At 62.3% G+C, this 18314-nt stretch carries 15 protein-coding genes; 7 read left to right on the forward strand and 8 right to left on the reverse strand.

Annotated elements, in window-relative coordinates:
* Positions 1-22: 22 nt before the first annotated feature.
* Positions 23-1300, reverse strand: coding sequence for a cytochrome-c peroxidase (locus BUA42_RS17570; protein ID WP_072779676.1), 1278 nt, complete (start codon positions 1298-1300; stop codon positions 23-25).
* An 18-nt stretch (positions 1301-1318) separates the two neighbouring features.
* Here BUA42_RS17570 and BUA42_RS17575 point away from each other — a divergent pair, with 18 nt between their 5' ends.
* Entirely contained in the window at positions 1319-1795 is a 477-nt protein-coding gene (locus BUA42_RS17575; protein ID WP_072779675.1) for a tetratricopeptide repeat protein, read from the forward strand.
* A 77-nt stretch (positions 1796-1872) separates the two neighbouring features.
* On the opposite strand, the gene BUA42_RS17580 is transcribed toward BUA42_RS17575, so the two are convergent.
* Positions 1873-2577, reverse strand: coding sequence for a DUF4145 domain-containing protein (locus BUA42_RS17580; protein WP_084066282.1), 705 nt, complete (start codon positions 2575-2577; stop codon positions 1873-1875).
* Positions 2578-3265: 688 nt separating this feature from the next.
* Between BUA42_RS17580 and BUA42_RS17585 the strand changes: the two genes are divergently transcribed.
* Positions 3266-3637, forward strand: coding sequence for a hypothetical protein (locus BUA42_RS17585; RefSeq protein WP_072779628.1), 372 nt, complete (start codon positions 3266-3268; stop codon positions 3635-3637).
* Positions 3638-3689: 52 nt separating this feature from the next.
* Here the strand turns inward: BUA42_RS17585 and BUA42_RS17590 are convergent, their stop codons facing one another.
* The 6 genes from BUA42_RS17590 to BUA42_RS17615 all read right to left on the reverse strand — a co-directional run bounded on the left by BUA42_RS17590 (position 3690) and on the right by BUA42_RS17615 (position 9422).
* A complete protein-coding gene (locus BUA42_RS17590) occupies positions 3690-4748 on the reverse strand; it encodes a TRAP transporter substrate-binding protein (RefSeq protein WP_072779629.1) in 1059 nt (352 codons plus the stop codon).
* 59 nt (positions 4749-4807) lie between these two features.
* Positions 4808-6097 (reverse strand): TRAP transporter large permease, encoded by a 1290-nt coding sequence (locus tag BUA42_RS17595; RefSeq protein ID WP_072779630.1) that lies wholly within the window; start codon positions 6095-6097, stop codon positions 4808-4810.
* Positions 6098-6101: 4 nt separating this feature from the next.
* Complete coding sequence (locus BUA42_RS17600; RefSeq protein ID WP_072779631.1) at positions 6102-6680, reverse strand: TRAP transporter small permease; 579 nt, start codon at positions 6678-6680, stop codon at positions 6102-6104.
* Positions 6681-6758: 78 nt separating this feature from the next.
* Positions 6759-7265, reverse strand: coding sequence for a flavin reductase family protein (locus tag BUA42_RS17605; protein WP_072779678.1), 507 nt, complete (start codon positions 7263-7265; stop codon positions 6759-6761).
* 7 nt (positions 7266-7272) lie between these two features.
* Complete coding sequence (locus BUA42_RS17610) at positions 7273-8163, reverse strand: aldo/keto reductase (RefSeq protein WP_072779679.1); 891 nt, start codon at positions 8161-8163, stop codon at positions 7273-7275.
* A 104-nt stretch (positions 8164-8267) separates the two neighbouring features.
* The gene (locus BUA42_RS17615; protein WP_072779632.1) at positions 8268-9422 is read right to left on the reverse strand and encodes an LLM class flavin-dependent oxidoreductase; all 1155 of its coding nucleotides are present in this window, start codon (positions 9420-9422) and stop codon (positions 8268-8270) included.
* 84 nt (positions 9423-9506) lie between these two features.
* Here BUA42_RS17615 and BUA42_RS17620 point away from each other — a divergent pair, with 84 nt between their 5' ends.
* From BUA42_RS17620 to BUA42_RS17640, 5 genes are all read left to right on the forward strand, one after another.
* On the forward strand, positions 9507-10208 hold the full coding sequence (locus BUA42_RS17620) for a GntR family transcriptional regulator (protein ID WP_072779633.1): 702 nt from the start codon (positions 9507-9509) through the stop codon (positions 10206-10208).
* Positions 10209-10217: 9 nt separating this feature from the next.
* A complete protein-coding gene (locus tag BUA42_RS17625) occupies positions 10218-11309 on the forward strand; it encodes a Gfo/Idh/MocA family protein (protein WP_072779634.1) in 1092 nt (363 codons plus the stop codon).
* A 168-nt stretch (positions 11310-11477) separates the two neighbouring features.
* Entirely contained in the window at positions 11478-14699 is a 3222-nt protein-coding gene (locus tag BUA42_RS17630) for an Ig-like domain-containing protein (RefSeq protein ID WP_072779635.1), read from the forward strand.
* A gap of 146 nt (positions 14700-14845) precedes the next feature.
* The gene (locus BUA42_RS17635; protein WP_072779636.1) at positions 14846-16093 is read left to right on the forward strand and encodes a TolC family protein; all 1248 of its coding nucleotides are present in this window, start codon (positions 14846-14848) and stop codon (positions 16091-16093) included.
* Positions 16094-16149: 56 nt separating this feature from the next.
* The gene (locus BUA42_RS17640) at positions 16150-18312 is read left to right on the forward strand and encodes an ATP-binding cassette domain-containing protein (protein ID WP_072779680.1); all 2163 of its coding nucleotides are present in this window, start codon (positions 16150-16152) and stop codon (positions 18310-18312) included.
* The last annotated feature ends 2 nt before the right edge of the window (positions 18313-18314 follow it).

Raw genomic sequence — 18314 nt, forward strand, 5'->3', positions numbered from 1 at the left:
GATTGCCCTCGGGCCGTCGGGGCTAATCCACCGGCAATCCGCTTGGCACCGTCTCCGGTCGTCCCAACGGCCGCTGCAACGCGGTTTTGCCCGTGAGGGCCTCCAGAAACGCGACGATATCGTCCACGTCCCCCTCGCTCAGTGTCACCGGACGCAAGTCCAGAAACGCCGCCTGCCGTGCCATCTCAAGCGTGTCCGTCTGGATGACAAAGTCGATCTCCTGCAACCACGGCACGTCCGGCAGCCGGGCCTTCTCCGGCGTCCACTCCGCCCGCGCCGCCAGCGGATCGGCCATGTGCCGCACCATGTCGCGCAGGTCCGCGTAGACCCCGTTATGCCCATAAGGCGCGGTGAGCGTCACGTTGCGCAGGGATGGGGTGCGGAACCGGTAGGCATCCTCCAGATCGTCCGTCGCGCCCATCCGCCCCACATCGCGCGGGATCGGGTCCCACTGCCGGGTCCGCCCCGGGCCAAAGGCGGGCAGGCCCACTGCGTGAAACGCCTGATCTGTGAAGAGCGGCCCGTTATGGCATTGCGCGCACCCCGCCGTGCCAAAGAACAACTGCCGCCCGCGCTCCGCCGCCGCGGGCAAGGGCGTGCCGTCCCGCACAAAATCATCATAGGGGCTGTCGTAATTCGCCCATTCCGTCCCGATAAACGCGGCCAGAGCATTGCCAATCTCGACAATCGTCACCTGCCCGGGCGTCTCGATATGGTCGAACGCGGCGACGAACATCTCGCCATATTCCGGGATCGTCCGCACCCGCTTGGCAAGGATCGGCCAGCCCAGATCGATCCGGTCATGCACCGCCCCGATCACTTCGTTCTCGCCCGTGTTCCCCGCCATCTCGAACTGCGCCGTCATCGGGAACAGGGCCTGCGCCGCCAGAAGCGATCCCAAGCCCTGCGGCAACCACTCCTCTGCGGGGCTGTCGAACCCGTTGCCATAGAGATCCGACGGCTCCAGCCGCCCGTCATGGAACATCACCCGCACGTCCTTGTGCCCCAGGTTCCACAGCGCGGGCGCGTTGCGCGGGATGCGCTTGCGGATCGCGTCTGCCCCGTCACCGGGCACACGATCCGGCCCCAGACCGACACCGCCCTCGCCAATCCCCAGCGACAGACCATCCGTCCCGCCCATGTCATGGTGATGGCACGTCCCGCACGAGATATTGCGGTTCCCGCTCAGGATCTTGTCGTAAAAAAGCAGTTGACCAATCCGCGCCTGATCCGCATCGAAGGCGATGAAATCCTCCGCCGTGATCGGCTGCGCCAGCGCAGCGGGCGCGGCCAAAGTCAGACCGCAGAGCAGACCGACATGACGTTTCTTCGCCCCCTTGCCGCCGCGCTTGTGCTCGCCACGCCCGCGCTGGCCGATCTGGAAGAGGCGCGCGACCTGATGGAGGAGGGCCGCTTTGAAGAGGCCCGCACCGCCCTCTGGCCCGCCGCCCGCTCGGGCAATGCCGAGGCCGAGGAACTGATCGGCGTCATGTACGCGCTGGGGCTTGGTGTCGAACAGGACCACGTCCGCGCCTTCGACTGGTACCTCCGCGCGTCGATGAAGGGCCACCCCGGCGCGCAATCGGGCATCGGCTGGTACTATGAAACGGGCCTCGGCCTGCCCGCTCCCGACCTCGTCCGCGCGTTCCTCTGGTACCAACTCAGCACCATCGGAGGCGACCCCGACGCCGCGATCTCGGTCGAGGAAGTGGTCAAGAAAATGACGCCGGAACAAATAGACCATGCGCAACAGCTCGTGGATGACTACCGGGTCTGGCTCTACCCGTTCCGGTGAGTGTTGCGGATTGGACGGGCGGGGGCAAGTGGTGGGGGTGTGGCGGGTTGCTCTGGTAATTCTTAGTAGTTGATCGCTCATTTCGCATCACTGGATTTCGCTTTTCGAGCACGTAAGCGATCTACTAAACCTTTCAGTTGATAACGTGCCTTTAGAATTTCTTTGGCAAGTTCAATGGAGTCCTCCGATTCATCTTTTCCAATCTGAATATAATTCTTAGCTGTGATGTGCGCCGCATCGTTTCCTAAGGCTTTCAACTCAGTCATTGCATCGAACAATTCATCTGGCAGTGTGACCTTCGAGCGAAGTGAAACAAGCCTGGTATGAAGGTCTTTTCCTTCTGCGCCGCTTTCATCGCAAATTTCCTCCAAGAGGCGGCGAACCATCATTGCAGAAGCGCGATAAGCTTTTGCCGCATGACAGGATATTGCCTCCTCAAGCGTGCTCAGTAATTTTTTGGGAAGGTTTTTTGCGTCGAAGTCGATCAATTCGGGTGGCGATACATTCACGTAATCTGTGCCAGACGATACCGTGAATACAATGCCATTGCATTCTGTGTTGGGACACACGCGGATAAAACCGTACATACTTCGGCCTTTGGTCCGCGAATGATCAATTTGATACTTTGTCCACCCAAGACCTTCACGAATTGCTCCAAATGTTCCGACATGCAGGCAGTGCGGGCATCGCAATGAAAGTGGTTGTTGATTATGTGAATCAACTAGCCTCACTCGGTCATCTGCTTGAAAAATGTTAGGGTTCTCGAATAGTAGCTCTTTCATAGTTCTCTCACACATCCATCCTGCCAATTACCCGACAATCGATGTACCAAGACTCCGTGTCAATTGCGCTGTACGCACCGAGTATCTCGCGCGAAACAGCGGGCGTAGCCCGCCGCGCATCGCCGACGCGCCCCAACGCGGCGGCGATTTGGGTGGGGCAGGGCGCAGCACAACCATTCTTCGGATTTGGCAGAGATAAACCACGCCGCTCGACCGTCGGATCGCCCCCGCGCGCGTCGGCGATGCGCGGCTCCTCCCGGGGGAGCGTCCGAGCCTACGAAGGCTCGGGGGACGTCTTTTCGAAAAGACGTGCCACCGCGCGGTGCATATCGAAGGCGTTAACCCTCCATCCCCTAGACCTCCCGCCACAAAGCGCTTTGAGCGGGAAGGGTCACTCCCATGCCGCGACCACGACCATGACACCCTCTCACATGCCGGAAGGCTGACCATGAGAGACCGGTTTCCGAACAGGCCCTGAGACCCAGGGTACAGGTCGCCCGTTGACTCGGGGACGTTGAGAGAACTGTCAGACCCATAAGGGCGGCGCCGCTTCTTCTCGAACACCACTGCTTAAATGATACCCGATGGGGCCTTCCCCAGCGGCCAATCCCCCGTGTCGTGCCCTGTCGAAATTGACAGGCCGCGCGTGCGGGGCAACGCTGCCTCCATTGCACATGGAGACATTGATATGCTGACCCCTTTCGACATCTGGGCCCCGATGTTCCGCGCGCCGTTTTCCGGGGACGTGACGCAGGAGATCACCCCGCGGTTCTTCTCGCCCGACATTCAGGGCATCCCCGAGATCGAACACAAGGTCCAGACCGAAGTGGCGAGCTATGGCAAACAGCTTGGCAAGATACTCGAAGCGCTGCAGACCCTGTCCAAGGCCACCGACACGCCGCTGCCCGAGATCGACACGCTGGTCACAGAGATCGAAGCGATCAAAGACGAGAGCAAAGCGTCGTTCAAAGACGATGCCGTCGCCGCGCTCGACCGGTTGCGCAAGGCCGACAAGGACGCGTGGCAGGACGTCGTCGCCACCGCCCGGACGGCCGAATAGAAAACGCCCCCGCCGGTGAGGGCAGGGGCGTCGTCATGGCACAGGTTCGTGCTTAGTTCAGGTCGGCCTCGTAGGCCGCGTTCAACTCGGCCTCGGCTTCGGCAACCGCTTCGGTCAGCGCCTGGTAGATTTCCGGACCGCCATCGACGTTCTCCTGGAACCAGTCAAACACCGGCGCCGCCGCGTCGCGGAAGGCTGCTTTCTCTTCCGGTGTCGGCACATAGAGGTCACCGCCGCCTGCGACGAAGTCCTGATACGCCTGGATCGACTTGCGCTTCGGCGAGGCGAAGGTCGCCTGCTGGAGCGCGGCAAAGCCATCGACGACAACGCGGCGCAGGTCCTCGGGCATCTCCATGAACTTCGCGTTGTTCATCACCCAGATCGCGCCCATATAGGCGTGGCCGTCCAGCGTCACGTATTGCAGGCCCGCATCCGGGAACTTCATGCCCATGATGTCGGTGATGCCGTTCTTCGATCCGTCAACCACACCCGTCTGGAAGGATGTAAATAGCTCCGGCCAGGAGATCGGCGTCGGTGCTGCGCCCAGCGCTTTCACCACTTCCTGCGGCAGATCGGCGACCACGGTGCGGATTTTCAAACCCTCAAGGTCGGACGGCATCTGCACCCGGCGCTGCGTGTTGGCAAAGTTGCGCCAGCCGCCGGTGTTGCCGATGGTCATGATGCGGATCGTGTCGCCGGAGTCCTCAAGCGCCATCTCGCGCATCGTGCGGGTGAAGTCGCCCGACAGCACATGCTCCGCCACGCGGTCATCCGACATGAGGTACGGCAGGTCGAGCACCTGAACGTACGGGAAGATGCCCGCAGCACCACCCGAGGTGGTCACGAACACGTCGATGGACCCGTCCGAGACGCCCTGAAGGCATTCCGCGCCACCGGAACACAGCTGCGTGCCGATAAACAGCTCAACCGCGATGCGCCCGTTCGAGGCGTTCTCGACATGGTTTTTGAAGACGATCAGACCGTCATAGTCCTCGTCATTCTCGTTGGAGTTCGCGGTCGCGCGGATCGTGAAATCCTGCGCCGCCGCGGTGATGGCGGACCCCGCCAGAAGGGCGGCCGTCAGTGCCGCTGTTGTCAGACCTTTGAGCATTTGGTTCTCCCTGTCGCTTCTATTTTGGTCGGTTACACGGGGTGGGTCCCCGCAGGTTATCAGTCCGCAAACCCGGTCAGGCGCGGAATGGTCATGGAAATCTCCGGAATGAAGGTGATGAGGAAGATCACGACGATCTCGATGAAGAGAAAGGGCAGGATCGCCTTGGAAATGGTCTCGACCCGCTCGCCCGAAACGCTGGACGCAACGAAAAGCACCAAGCCCATCGGCGGAGTGGCAAGGCCGACGGTCAGGTTCACCGACATGATGATGGCAAAGTGAATGGGATCGACGCCGAGGTCCACGAAGATTGGCCCAAGGATCGGCCCGAGGATGATGATCGCGGGACCAGCATCGAGGAACATGCCGACAACAAACAAGAGCAGGTTGATCAGGAACAAGAGAACCAGCGGGTTCTGGCTGAGCCCCAGTACGAATTCGGCGAGGATCTCGGGCGTGTGCGACAAAGACACCACCGTCTTGAACGCCATCGCGGCACCGACGAGCAACAGAACGACAGCCGAGGTCATCGCCGCGCGCATCAGCACGTCGGGCAGGTCCGACAGCTTCAGCGTGTTGAGGACGAACATCCCGATGATCACCGCATAGGCCACAGCCACGGCGGCGGCCTCGGTCGGTGTGAAGACGCCAGCTAGGATACCGCCCAGGATGATGACAGGCGTCATCAGCGGGAAGAACGCCTTGAGCGACGCCTGTCCACGTTCACCCCAGGTTGCTTTCTGTCGGGAGGCGGGGAAGTCGTAGCGGTCCGCCTGGAACTTGATCATCAGCATGAGCCCAACGCCCACGAGGATGCCCGGCACGATGCCAGCGAGAAACAGGGCTGCGACGGACTCGCCCATGACATAAGCGTAGATGATCATGATGCCCGAGGGTGGGATGATCGGGCCGATCACCGACGAAGCCGCGGTGATGGCAGCGGCGAATTTGCGGGTGTAGCCCTCTTTCTCCATCGCCGGGATCAGCATGGATCCAAGCGCAGAGGTGTCCGCGACAGCCGAGCCGGAGAGACCCGCAAAGAGCATCGACGACAGCACGTTCACATGCGCCAGCCCGCCCCGGAAATGGCCCATCATGGCCTGAGAGAACTCCACCAGCCGCATCGTGATGCCGCCCCGGTTCATCAGCTCTCCCGCCAGCATGAAGAACGGGATCGCCATCAGAGGGAAAGACGCCATGCCGTTGTAGACATTGCGGTAAAGCAGGATCAGGTCGCGTTCCTGACCGTTGAGCCAGAGCATAATGCCGGGGGCTGCGAGCATGCCGAAGAAGACTGGCAGGCCGATCATCAGGAAGAGCAGGAAAAGCGGAAGGAACCAAACCAGCATCGCGCTACTCCGCCGTCATTTCCGCGTCGAGCGCGGACCGGAGCTGATTTTCACCGCCAAACAGCGTGACGAGCGCGCGCAGGATCAGCTCGATGTTCACGACAAAGAGCAGGACCAGACCGGTCACGAATGACGCGATCTGCCAGCTGTTCGGCATCTTTTCCCAGCCGTCGCTCGTGGGGTAGTAAAGCGAGGCGCTCTTGAATTTGCCGGCAAGGCTGGTGATCTCGCCCCACCCCATCTCGACGCCAAAAGCCAGCACAACGCCGGAGATCAGGAGCAGGACAAGGCTCAGGACGGTTGCGGCCATCTTCGGCAAAGCGGCGGAGACGATCTCAAGCGCGACGAAACCACCCCGTCTGTAAGCCGAAGGGGCGATGGCGGCGGTCATCCACAGCATCAGGAAAATCGCCAGTTCTTCTGGCCAGGGGAGGGCGTTGCCCAGAACGTAGCGGAAGAACACCTGCAACAGGATTGCCAGCACCATCACGGTAATCGCGACAATCGCAACTCCGCGACCAATGCGCAGGACGACGTCGAGCACGATTTCCAAAGGCTTCAACAGCCAAAGCAATATGGCCATGACTGGCCTCCTCCCTGTCCCTCACCGCTCTCCTCAGGGCGGTGGGCCCCGTCGTGTTGTTCCGTTTATTGGGGCCGATTATGACGTCTGAGTAAACCCTCCGTAGCGTCCGGCGTGGAATAAAAGCGGTTCGCCCGGGTGCGTGCTGACACGCGTCACGCGGGCGATGATGATGGAATGGTCGCCGCCATCGTGTTCGGCGGTCTTGGTGCATTCGAAGCGACTTGGGCAGCCGTTGATGAGCGGCACGTTGTGCAGGCCCGGTTCCCAGTCGATCGCGTCAAATGCATCGCCGCTGCGCGCGAACCCGCTGCAAAGGGTCTCCTGCTCGGCTCCGATGACGTGGACCGCAAAGTGATCGGCAGCCATGAAGAACGGGTAACGACTTGATGATTTGGCCGGTGACCACAGCACCAGAGGCGGATCGAGCGACACGCTGGCAAAGCTGTTCGCCGTAATCCCCAAAGGCCCCGACGACGTATTGCAGGTGATGACCGTCACACCCGTCGCGTATTGACCCAGCGCGTCACGGAAGGCGCGGCTGTTCTCTACCGAAGGGTCGAAGCTATGGGTCATATCGCTCATCGGATCGTCAGGCGACTTCGCGGCCAAGCGCGTGGGTGTAGAGGTCAAACCATGTCTCCCGGTCGATCTGGACCTGTGCAGCATCGCCGATGCGTTTGATGCGGTCCAGATTATTGGTGCCGAGCACAGGTAGAATGCGCGCCGGGTGTGCCAAGAGCCACGCAACCGCCACGGCGCCCATATCGACATCCTGTTCTTGCGCGATCGCTGTCAAAGCGGTCCGCAGCGACGCGAGGCTCTCATCCTGAAACAGCGCACCGCCCCCCAGAGGCGACCACGCCATCGGCGGTTGGCCGTGCATCTGGTGGAAGGCGATGTCTCCATTGGTGAAGGGCGCGTGATGCAGCAGGCTGATCTCGATCTGGTTGGTGACCAGTTTGGTGGTCATCGCCGATTGCAGCAGGTCCCAGTCCCACGGACGGAAATTCGACACGCCGACCGCGCGCACCTTGCCGCTGGCGACCACTTCGTCCAGCGCGCTGCCCGTCTCAAAATGGTCCATGAACGGGTCGGGACGGTGGATCAGCAACAGGTCGATATGGTCGATCTTCATCAGCCGCAGCGAGTGCTCGACCGACGCCAGGATATGCGCGCGCGAGGTATCGTAATGCTTGACCTTCGCGTCCGCATAGCGGCCCACCGGAGCGACGATGTCACATTTGGTGACGATCTCGATCCGGTTGCGCAATTCGGGCGTGAGCGCGTTGCCGAGGATCTCTTCGGCCTCATACCCGCCATAGATGTCGGCCTGATCCATCGTCGTGATGCCCTGGTCGAGGCAGGCGCCAATTTTGTTCTGGATATGCCCGGCAGAGGTGTCGGCATCATCCCCCAAGCGCCACATGCCGTAGACAAGGCGGCTGAGTTCCAGAGTGTCGTTCAGTTTTACGCGATCCATGCTCATACCTTCGGCAGCAATTTTTTTTTCTGCAGAGCCAAACAGATTCTTCGGAGAAGAATCTGGGCGCTCAAAATTAAATTCTGGTGTATGATGGAGGGGCATCAGCGGCGCTCTCCCACACCGAGTGGTGTCATCGGAGCGCTGGCCGGAACGCGGCCATACGCCTCTGGCAGCGAACAGGTTTTCAGCTGCGGCAACACCCGGCTGCCGAAATGCCGACACTCGTCCAGATGCGGATAGCCTGACAGGATGAAAGCCCGGATGCCCATCTTCTGGTACTCTTCCAATTCGCTCAGCACCTGATCGGTAGACCCGACCAGCGCCGCGCCGCAGCCTGACCGCGCACGTCCCACGCCGGTCCACAGATGCGGTTCGACAAACCCCTCCATATCCGCCAATTCGCGGTTCTTCGCCTGATGCGATACCCCGAGCGAGGTCGCGTCCAACGCGCGTTCGCGGATCGTCTGGCCCTGTGCGTCGTCGAGCTTGGACACGATATATTGCGCATATTCCCGCGCCTCGGCCTCGGTATCGCGAACGATGACATGCACGCGCAGGCCGTAGTCCAACGTCCGGTCATACCGTTCCGCCACGGCATGCACATCCTTCATGCGCTGCGTCAACGCGTCTTTCGGCTCGGGCCACATCAGGTAGACGTCGCAATGCTGACCGCAGAGTTCGAGCGCCGCCGGGGAGTAGCCGCCGAAATAGAGGAGTGGCCCGCCGGTCTGGTACGGTTTCGCCGGATCGGTGGTCAGGCCCTCGAACTGGTAGACCTGACCCTGATAGTTGATTTCGTCCTGTGTCCAGGCCTGTTTCAGGATCTCCACCACCTCGCGCGAGCGTTGATAGCGGTAAGCGCTGTCCGCCTTTTCGCCCGGGAAATCCGACGAGATGATGTTCACCGTCAGACGACCTTCGAGCATGTGGTCGAGGGTGGCGATGGTGCGGGCGAGCATGATCGGCTGCATCTCACCACAGCGCACGGCGGCCAGCATGTTGATCTTGTCCGTGATCGGCGCGCATCCCGCGACGAAGGACAGCGTGTCCTGACCGACCTGATAGGAGGACGGGCAGAGGATGTTGCGGAAGCCTTGAGCCTCCGCCTCTTTCACGATGCCCGAACAATGCGCCCAGCTGGATCGCAGGGTGCCGTCCGGTACGCCAAGGAACTGGTAGTCGTCGGAACAGAGCGCGGCGAACCATGACACCTCGGCCGCGTCGAGGTCCGGCGAGGTGATGGGGACGATGGTCATAAGGTGTCTCCGACGCGCATCATTTTGTCTTGCGTAGCACCGTCAAAAATGTAGATCAATAGTGTATCAATTTTTGGTCCCGAAATGCCCGACACCCACGCCCTGCCGAAATATGTCCAGATCAGCGAATTGCTGATCCGCGATATTCAGGCGGGTCGATTGGTCGATGGGGAACGCCTTCCGCCCGAGCGGGACATGGCGGCGCGGCTTGGAATCTCTGTTGGCACTTTGCGCAAATCGCTGGATGAACTGACGGGCCTCGGCTTGTTGGAGCGGGTGCAGGGCTCCGGGAATTATGTGTGTGCGCAAGAGGATACGCAATCGGTCTACGCCTTCTTCCGGGTCGAACTGCTGGACGGCGGCGGCTTGCCGACAGCGGATCTGCTCTCGGTGGACCGCTTGCCGAAACCTGACGATTTGCCGTCTTTCGGACAGAGCAACGAAGGTCACCGCATCCGGCGTTTGCGGCGGCTGAACGATGTGCCGGCGGTGCTTGAGGAGATCTGGCTCGACGGCAGCTACGCCGAAACAATCGACGCCGATGCTCTGCGCGAGTCGCTGTATCTCTACTACCGCGAGTCGCTGGGGCTCTGGATCACCAAGGCGGAAGACCGGCTGGGCCTGTCGACCGTGCCGGACTGGGCGCCGGATGCTTTCGGGCAGGCGCCGGGACAGCCCTGCATGCGCGCCACGCGTCTGAGCTACGGCCCGGACGGTCTGGCTGCCGAGGCCTCGTGGAACTGGATCAACACTGACGTCGCCACCTACGTGGCGCGCATCACCTGAAGGACCATCATGGACATCATCAATTACGGCATCATCGGATGCGGCATGATGGGGCAGGAGCACCTGCGCAATATCGCGTTGCTGGACGGAGCGCGCGTGGCAGCGATCTTTGAACCGGACGAGATCATGTCCAACGCCGCCAAGGCAATAGCCCCAAATGCGCGGCTGTGTGCGTCGATCGACGAGTTGCTGGCCTTTGCGGATCTCGATTGCCTGCTGGTCGCCAGTCCGAACCACTGCCATGTCGATGCGCTCGAACAGATTGCCGAGACAAACCCGCTGCCGCTTCTGATGGAGAAACCGCTCTACACGGACCCTGTCGATATCGCGCGGGTGGAGGCGATTGCGGCAAGCTACCCCTCACCGATCTGGGTGGCGATGGAGTATCGCTACATGCCGCCTATCCACGTGCTGATCGAACAGGTGCAGCGCGCCACAGGTGGGGTTAAGATGCTCACCATCCGCGAACATCGCTTTCCCTTCCTGCCCAAGGTCGGCGACTGGAACCGGTTCAACCGAAATACAGGTGGCACGCTGGTTGAGAAGTGCTGCCACTTCTTCGACCTGATGCGCCTGATCCTTGGCTCTGACCCGATCCGCATCAGTGCGAGCGCGGGGCAGGAGGTCAATCACCTTGACGAAACCTACGACGGACAGACGCCGGATATCTGGGACACGGGCTATGTCATGGCCGATTTCGCCAACGGCGCGCGGGCCATGCTGGAGCTGTGCATGTATGCCGAGGGGTCGAAGTACCAGGAAGAGATCAGCGCCGTCGGCCCTGCGGGCAAGATCGAAGCCTTTGTTCCGGGGCCGGGTCGGTTCTGGCCCACGCATCTGGGCGCGCCGCCTGTGGCGCAGGTCATCGTGAGCCCGCGCAGCCCGAAAGGCCCGCAGGCGGTCGATATCCCGGTGGACCCCACAATCCTCGATGCGGGCGATCACAACGGGTCGACCTTTTACCAGCATGTGCGCTTCCTTGATCTGGTGCGGACCGGCGGTACGCCAGAGGTCACACTTGCCGACGGAGCATGGGCGGTGCGCATGGGATTGGCGGCGCAGGAGGCGGCGAAATCCCACGCGGTGGTTGCCCAGATTTGACCACATTTCGACCGTATTTTTCCCGCAACAATCTGCATCTGCGAGGAAAAAAACGAATCATTCCGGAAAAACACGCTTTGCGATCAACACTTTTTGGGCTACGCAATCCTTAGAGCAAAAATATGCCGAACCCGAAAACGGGCGGCTTTGAGGTAGAGCGGTGTTGTTATGAATGCGATTAATTTCGTCATCCGTACCCGTGCGGGTGCGATCGAACGTGGAGTGATTGGTGAAAGTGATCAGGGGTATCTGATCGAAGCTGGCAACGGCCGCGAAATCTCTCTCAATCTTCATCGATCCGATATGCGCGGATACGACCGCGCCGGGAATGATCTGCAGATCACGTTGGCCGATGGCCGGGTGATCGTGCTTGAAAACTACTTTGACGCAAGCGGCGGAGGCCGGTTGTTCCTCAGCACCGACGGGGTGCTGAGCGAGGTCGCGTTTGCCGAAGGCGATGGCGGCGTTTTGTTCGCGCAATACGGAGACGTGGCGGCCTGGGGCAAGTGGTCCCCCGATGACGCGCTGATCTTTTACGACCGCGCCGAGGTGATCGCCTCAGATGTTGTGGCTGGCGATGACGACGGCGGTGTCTCCATGCTGGCCGCCGGTCTTCTGGCCGGTGGTGGCATGTTGCCCTGGCTTGGTGCCGGAGCAGCGGCGGCCGGGGCTGCGGCGATCATCAGTGGCGACGGAGACGGTGACGGTGATGGCGGCGGAGGGCTGGTTGGCTCTGGCGGCGACAGCGGCGGGCCGAAATCCCCGACGGTTGATGACGGCGAATACAAGATCGGCGGCGATGACCTCACCGACGAAGATCGCACGGTCCTGGTGAGCGGCACGGCCAACGACGGCGATACGGTTGTCGTGACCATCGGCGACAAGACGCAGACAACCACCACCGGGTCGGACGGCACATGGGAGGTGATCTTCTCGGGCCCCAACTTCCCGGCGGACGGCACCTACACGGCGATTGTCATCGTCACGGGCAGTGAAGGCACCGAGACACCGCTGACGGGTCCGACGGTGATCATCGACACGACGCCACCGGTGGTGAACGTGACAGGCGGCACGACCTCCATGGGCGATATCGTCACCGAGGTGGAATTCGACGGCGGTGTGACCGTCACCGGCACGACCGAAATCGGCGCATCCGTGGTTCTGATCGTGGGCGGCGTAAGCCATGTGGCGGACGTCGATGCCCAGGGTGGCTGGTCGGTGTTCCTTGAAAGCTCTGTCTTCCAGCGTGGCGAGTATGTCAGCGACATCTCGATCGTCGCGACGGACAGCTTCGGCAACTCCACGACGATCACTGACGGGATCGAGATCGACACCGTGTCGGGGGTGACGATCAACACCACAACGATTGAAACCGACGGTATCATCAACGCCGATGAACGCACGGACGGGGTTGAGATTACCGGGACGACAGATCCGGGATCGACCGTCGTGGTCGAGATGAACGGTTATTCGCGCACCGCGCTGGTGGATGCGCAGGGCAACTGGACAGTGACCTTCATCGCCACCGAGCTCCCGGTGGGCGAACAGATGCTGACCATCAGCGCCACGGCGACGGATGGCGTGGGCAATGTCAGCAGCACGTCCGGGCAAGTCGAATTGGACACCTGGGTGCGCAACTTCGACATCACGTCGCAGGCGGGCGGCGCCGACGGCGTTGTGAACGCGGCCGAGGCGCAGCAGGGTCTCACCGTAACCGGCACGACGGAACCGGGCGCGTCCGTGACGATCACGCTGGACGGTGTATCGCGCGAAGGCTCGGTGGATGCGGCGGGCAACTGGACCGTGACATTCCTGCCGGGCGAATTGCCGGGCGGCGAGCAGACGGTAACGCTAACGGCAAGCTCCACCGACCTTGCGGGCAACACGGCGGTCGAAACACGGTCGGTCGTCTTCGACACCGACGCGGGCCTTCTGACCATCAGCCCGGCGCCCATCGAAGGCGATGACGTGGTGAATGAGGCCGAGGCGTCCGATGGCGTGACGATCACCGGCACCTCTACGCCGAACGCGATTGTGGATGTGACGCTCGATGGGGTGAGCAAGACGGTCCAGACCGACGCGGCCGGCATCTGGCGCGCCAACTACCTCGCGGGCGAAATCCGCCCGGGCGAGTACGAAGCGCAGATCACCGCCTATACCGTGGATGCGGCGGGCAATGAATTGACTCGCAGCGATACTGTGATGGTCGACACTTTCGTGCGCAATTTTCAGGTCAGCGCGAACCCGGTCACGGCGGACAACATCGTCAACAACAGCGAACAGTTCAACGGCGTGACGCTTAGCGGCACGACCGAGCCGGGCGCATCGCTTTCGGTGACGGTCGAGGGGATCACCCGTGTTGCCAATGTGGACGCGATGGGCAACTGGACGGTCAGCTTTTCGGCTATGGATTTGCCGGACGGCACCTACACCACAACCGCGCAGATCAGCACACAGGACGCGGCGGGCAACACCGCAACGACATCCAAGACCTTCCAAGTCGACACCGAAGTCGTGCCGCTCACCAGCACGTCGCAGCCGGGTGGCCCGGACGGCGTGGTCAACGCGGCCGAAGCGGCGCAGGGCTTTGTCCTGACCGGCCAAGTCGAGCAAGGGTCAAGCGTCACGGTCACCATCGGCGGCATGGCGATGGTCGCGCAGGTAACGGCGGGCGGCGTCTGGTCGGTCAACGTGCCGGAAAGCGCGATCCCAAGCGTGAACGGCCAGAGCGTCGCCATCAACATCTCGGCCACTGACGCGGCGGGCAACACGGCGACGATCACCGAGACCATGGTGGTCGACACGGTCACGCCCAACGAGCCCGACATGACGGCGATCACCCGCGACCAAAGCCAGGCGGTACGCGGAATCGTTCTTGAGACGACCGACGACACCGTCGCCATCGACAAGGTCAGCTCCACGGGCGGCAATTCCGGCGCACAGGGTGTGGCGTTCAACGCGCAGGACAACAGCTTCACTGGGGAAACCACGTATAGCTTCAATCAGGTTGTGCCCGACGGCTCGCATCTGGTGGTGACGGCGACCGACAGCGCGGGCAATAGCTCGGGCACCTACGTCGTCGTCGATGATCCGAACACCAGTCAGAGCAATGTCACACTGGCGGCCAATATCGGCGGCAAGAAGATCGACGCGATTGATCTGGAGTTCACCGAGGAAGCCTCTCTGTCCATCACCGAAGCGCAGATTGTCGCGCTCACCGGTCAGGACAACACCGTAAAGGTCCTGGGCAACAGCGATGACAGCGTCCGCATCACGGGTGCAACCCGCACCGGTACGGTGGTCGAGGATGGCGAAGGCTACGCGTCCTACCAGCTTGGCGATGCGACGGTGTTGATCGACGACGAAATCACCAATGTAAGCACGATTTAAGAGGGTAACGCAGTTCGGGCCGCGCGTAATTGCGGCCCGGGCCCCGACATAAAAAGAAAGCCACAGGCGGGGGCTCAGGACGGATGAGGCAGAGAACAAGAGCCACGGCGGGTGCGGTGCTTGTCACAACGGCTCTTACGGGATGTATGCAGGATTTGGGGGATGGGGCCGTGTCGCGGTTCCTGACGACCGAACCTGCGGCGACGTCTGAAACGCGTGTCGCCGCCCCGGTGCCGTCTGACGCGTCGCCGGTTATCAGCGCCTTGTCGTCCCGATCCTCCGTCCTCACCGCCGGATCGCCTTACGATCAGGTCGCAGCGGGCGTACTGGCCGCCGATGCGCGCGTTGCCGAGGCAGAGTTGCACGTGGCAAAACTGCGCGCCGAGGCGGCATCGAAGAACTGGCTGCCGACACTCTCACCACGTATCTCGCTGACGTCGCTCGGGGATTTCGTGGCCGATCTGGTGGTCAATCAGGTGCTCTTCGACAATGGCCGCAAGAAAGCCGAGCGTGATCTGGCGAAGGCGGATGTCGAACTGGCCGCGGTGGCGCTATCGGAAAGCAGCAATGACCGGGTCTACGACGGGCTGGTGCTTTATTTGCAGGCCGAGGAAGGCCGTGCGGCAGCCGATCTTTACGCTCAGGCACTCAAGGACATGGGTCATTTCGAATGGGTCATGGACGAGCGTGTCAAAGGCGGCGTCTCGGATTTCTCTGACCTCAATGTGATCCGGCAGAAGATTGCCGACCTGCGGTCGCGCGACAGCGCGGCGCGGGAAAAGACCACCCGCGCCCTGGGTGAGCTGAACGCGATGTCGGCGACCAGCCTGTCAGACCTGCGCGGGCTAAGGTCAATGGGCACGACGCCCGAAACCATGTCCCTAAGTGTCTTGCGCGCCATGGTCGAACGTGACCAGCAACTGGCGCAGGCGCGGATTGCGCGGGCACAGCATCTGCCCGGCTTGTCGGTGGGCGGCAGCATCCGGAACGACGGAGAAAACATCGCGGTGACGGGCGGGTCGGACGTGGGACTTGGTCTTGGAACGATGGCGTCGCTTGACGCGATCGAGGCCACCAAGGTCACCGCCGACCGCAAAGTCACCGAAGCCCGCGACATCGCACAGCGTGCAATCGAAGCCGACCAGCGCGAGATTGCCGCGCTGAATCGGCAGGCGGAGGAGGCGGCGGCGCTGACGCGGCAAGCGAAACAGAACCTCGACCTGTTCCAGCGCCAATACGAAGGTGGCGCGCGGCAGGTGATGGATGTGGTCGGCGTCTACGAGACCTTCCTGCGCGCTCTGGAAAAGGAGCTGGACCTCAAATTCCGCGCCGCGCGCGCCGAGCTTGATGCGGCCAAGCGGTTGGGCATTCTGGCAGATGGGGCGCGCATATGAGCGGGGCCAAAAACATCACCCTCCTGACGGGCCGCGCGAAGAACGCGGTGCTGCGCATGGTGCCGAAACCCGACGCGCCCGCAAATGAACCGGCGCGCGCGCCGCGCTATTCCGACCGCGTGGTCGCGCGCACGGAGTTGATCCGCACCTATGCCGGGCGTCTGGGCCTGACCACCGTGGCCTCGGACATCACCGAAGCGATCGGCCAGCATCAGGACGCCAGCGGCATGGTGGGCGAAGACGCCCTGATGGCGGGGGCGAAAGCCGCCGGGTTGCTTGCGCAAGCGCTGAATGTCCCGCGCCCGACGCCCGACCATTGGCCGGCGATTGCGCTGATGACGAACGGGCAGGCGGTGCTGGTGCTGAGCCAGGATCGGATGACGCTGACCATCTGGGACGACGGCGCGCCGGACAAGACCGAACGCGTCGACGTGGCCGAGTTCGCGCCCTTCTACAGCGGCACAATGATCCGGGGCGAAGCGCCGGTGCAAGCGCTGGTGGATACCCATGCCGACACGGGTCACAAGGGCCATTGGTTCTGGGGCAGCTTCACCAATTACACCCGCCAGTTCGGCGAAGTGGCGCTTGGGTCTTTCGTGGCCAACGTGCTTGCGGTCTCGGTCGCGCTGTTTTCCCTGCAGGTCTACGACCGCGTGATCCCGCATCAGTCCTCGGCCACGCTCTGGGTGCTGGCTATCGGCGCGGCGATGGCGCTGATGCTCGAGGCGTTCCTGAAGGTCGCCCGCTCCACGCTTCTCGACGGCGCGGGACGGCAGATCGAGACCGGGGTGCAGCAGACGCTCTTGAACCGCCTCCTCGGCATGCGTTCCGACGCGGCTGGCCGGTCGCCGTCACAGCTTTTCGCGTCGATGCGCGAGTTCTCATCGGTCCGCGAATTCTTTACCGCAGGCACCGTAGGCGCGCTGGCCGATATCCCGTTCATCGCGCTGTTCCTGCTTCTGGTCTGGTCCATCGCGGGCAGCGTCGTCTGGGTTCTGATCGCAGGCGCAGTGCTGATGGTCATCCCCGGGGTCTTCCTGCAAAAGAAGATGATCCGTCTCACGCAGGAGATGCAGGGCGCATCGACCAAGCAGTCACGGCTTCTCAACGAAGCGGTGAGCGAGCTCGACACGATCAAGACCCAGCGCGCCGAGGACCGCTTTGCCCGGCACTGGGAAGAACTGACCAGCGTTCAGGCGGTCAAGTCATCCGAGCAACGCCGCCTTGCCGCCGCGCTGACCTTCTGGAGCCAGGGCGTGCAGCAGGCGACCTATGTGGGGGCCGTGATCGCGGGGACCTACCTCGTTTTCGCCGGTGAATTCACCGTTGGGTCGATCATCGCGGTCGGTATCCTGACCTCGCGCACGCTGGCCCCGCTGACGCAGCTTTCCGGCATCATGGCGCGCTGGGGCAATGTGAAAGCGGCGCTCGACGCGCTCGACCAGATCGCCGATTTGCCTCAGGACCGCAGGGACAGCCGCAAATACTTGCGCCGCGAGCGGATCGACGGCCGGTTCGAACTGCGTGAAGTCGGCTTCCGCTACGGCGACGAAAGCCCCGCCGTTCTGGACATTCCGAACCTCGTGATCCAGCCGGGGCAAACACTGGCGATCCTTGGCACCAACGGGTCCGGCAAGTCGACGCTGCTCAAGGTTCTGTCCGGTCTCTACGCGCCGACCTCGGGGTCGATCCTTCTGGACGGGACCGAGATGGGCCAGATCGACATGCGCGACCTGCGCCGGTCTGTCGGCTATCTTGGGCAAGACGTGCGCCTGTTCCACGGCACTTTGCGGGACAACCTGAACCTCAACATGATGGAGCGGGATGACGACCGTCTCTATCAGGCGCTTGATTTCGCGGGGCTGGGGCCATTCGTGAAGGGCCATCCGCAAGGCCTTGACCTCGCGATCCGCGATGGCGGTGAGGGGTTGTCGGTCGGGCAGCGTCAGTCGATTGGCTGGGCGCGGCTCTGGTTGCAGGACCCCGATGTGTGCCTGCTGGACGAACCGACTGCAGCGCTGGATCAGACACTTGAAAAGACGCTCATTTCGCGGCTTGAGACGTGGCTGGCGCACCGAACGGCCGTGATCGCCACGCACCGTGTGCCGATCCTTGCCATCGCTGACCGCACCACGGTTCTCGCTAATGGCCGCATGGTCGTCGACGGGCCGCGCGATCAGGTTCTGAACCACCTGCGCAGCGCCGGGCAGGGGGCGTAAAG

The organism is Marivita hallyeonensis (assembly GCF_900129875.1).
GTDB lineage: Bacteria > Pseudomonadota > Alphaproteobacteria > Rhodobacterales > Rhodobacteraceae > Marivita > Marivita hallyeonensis.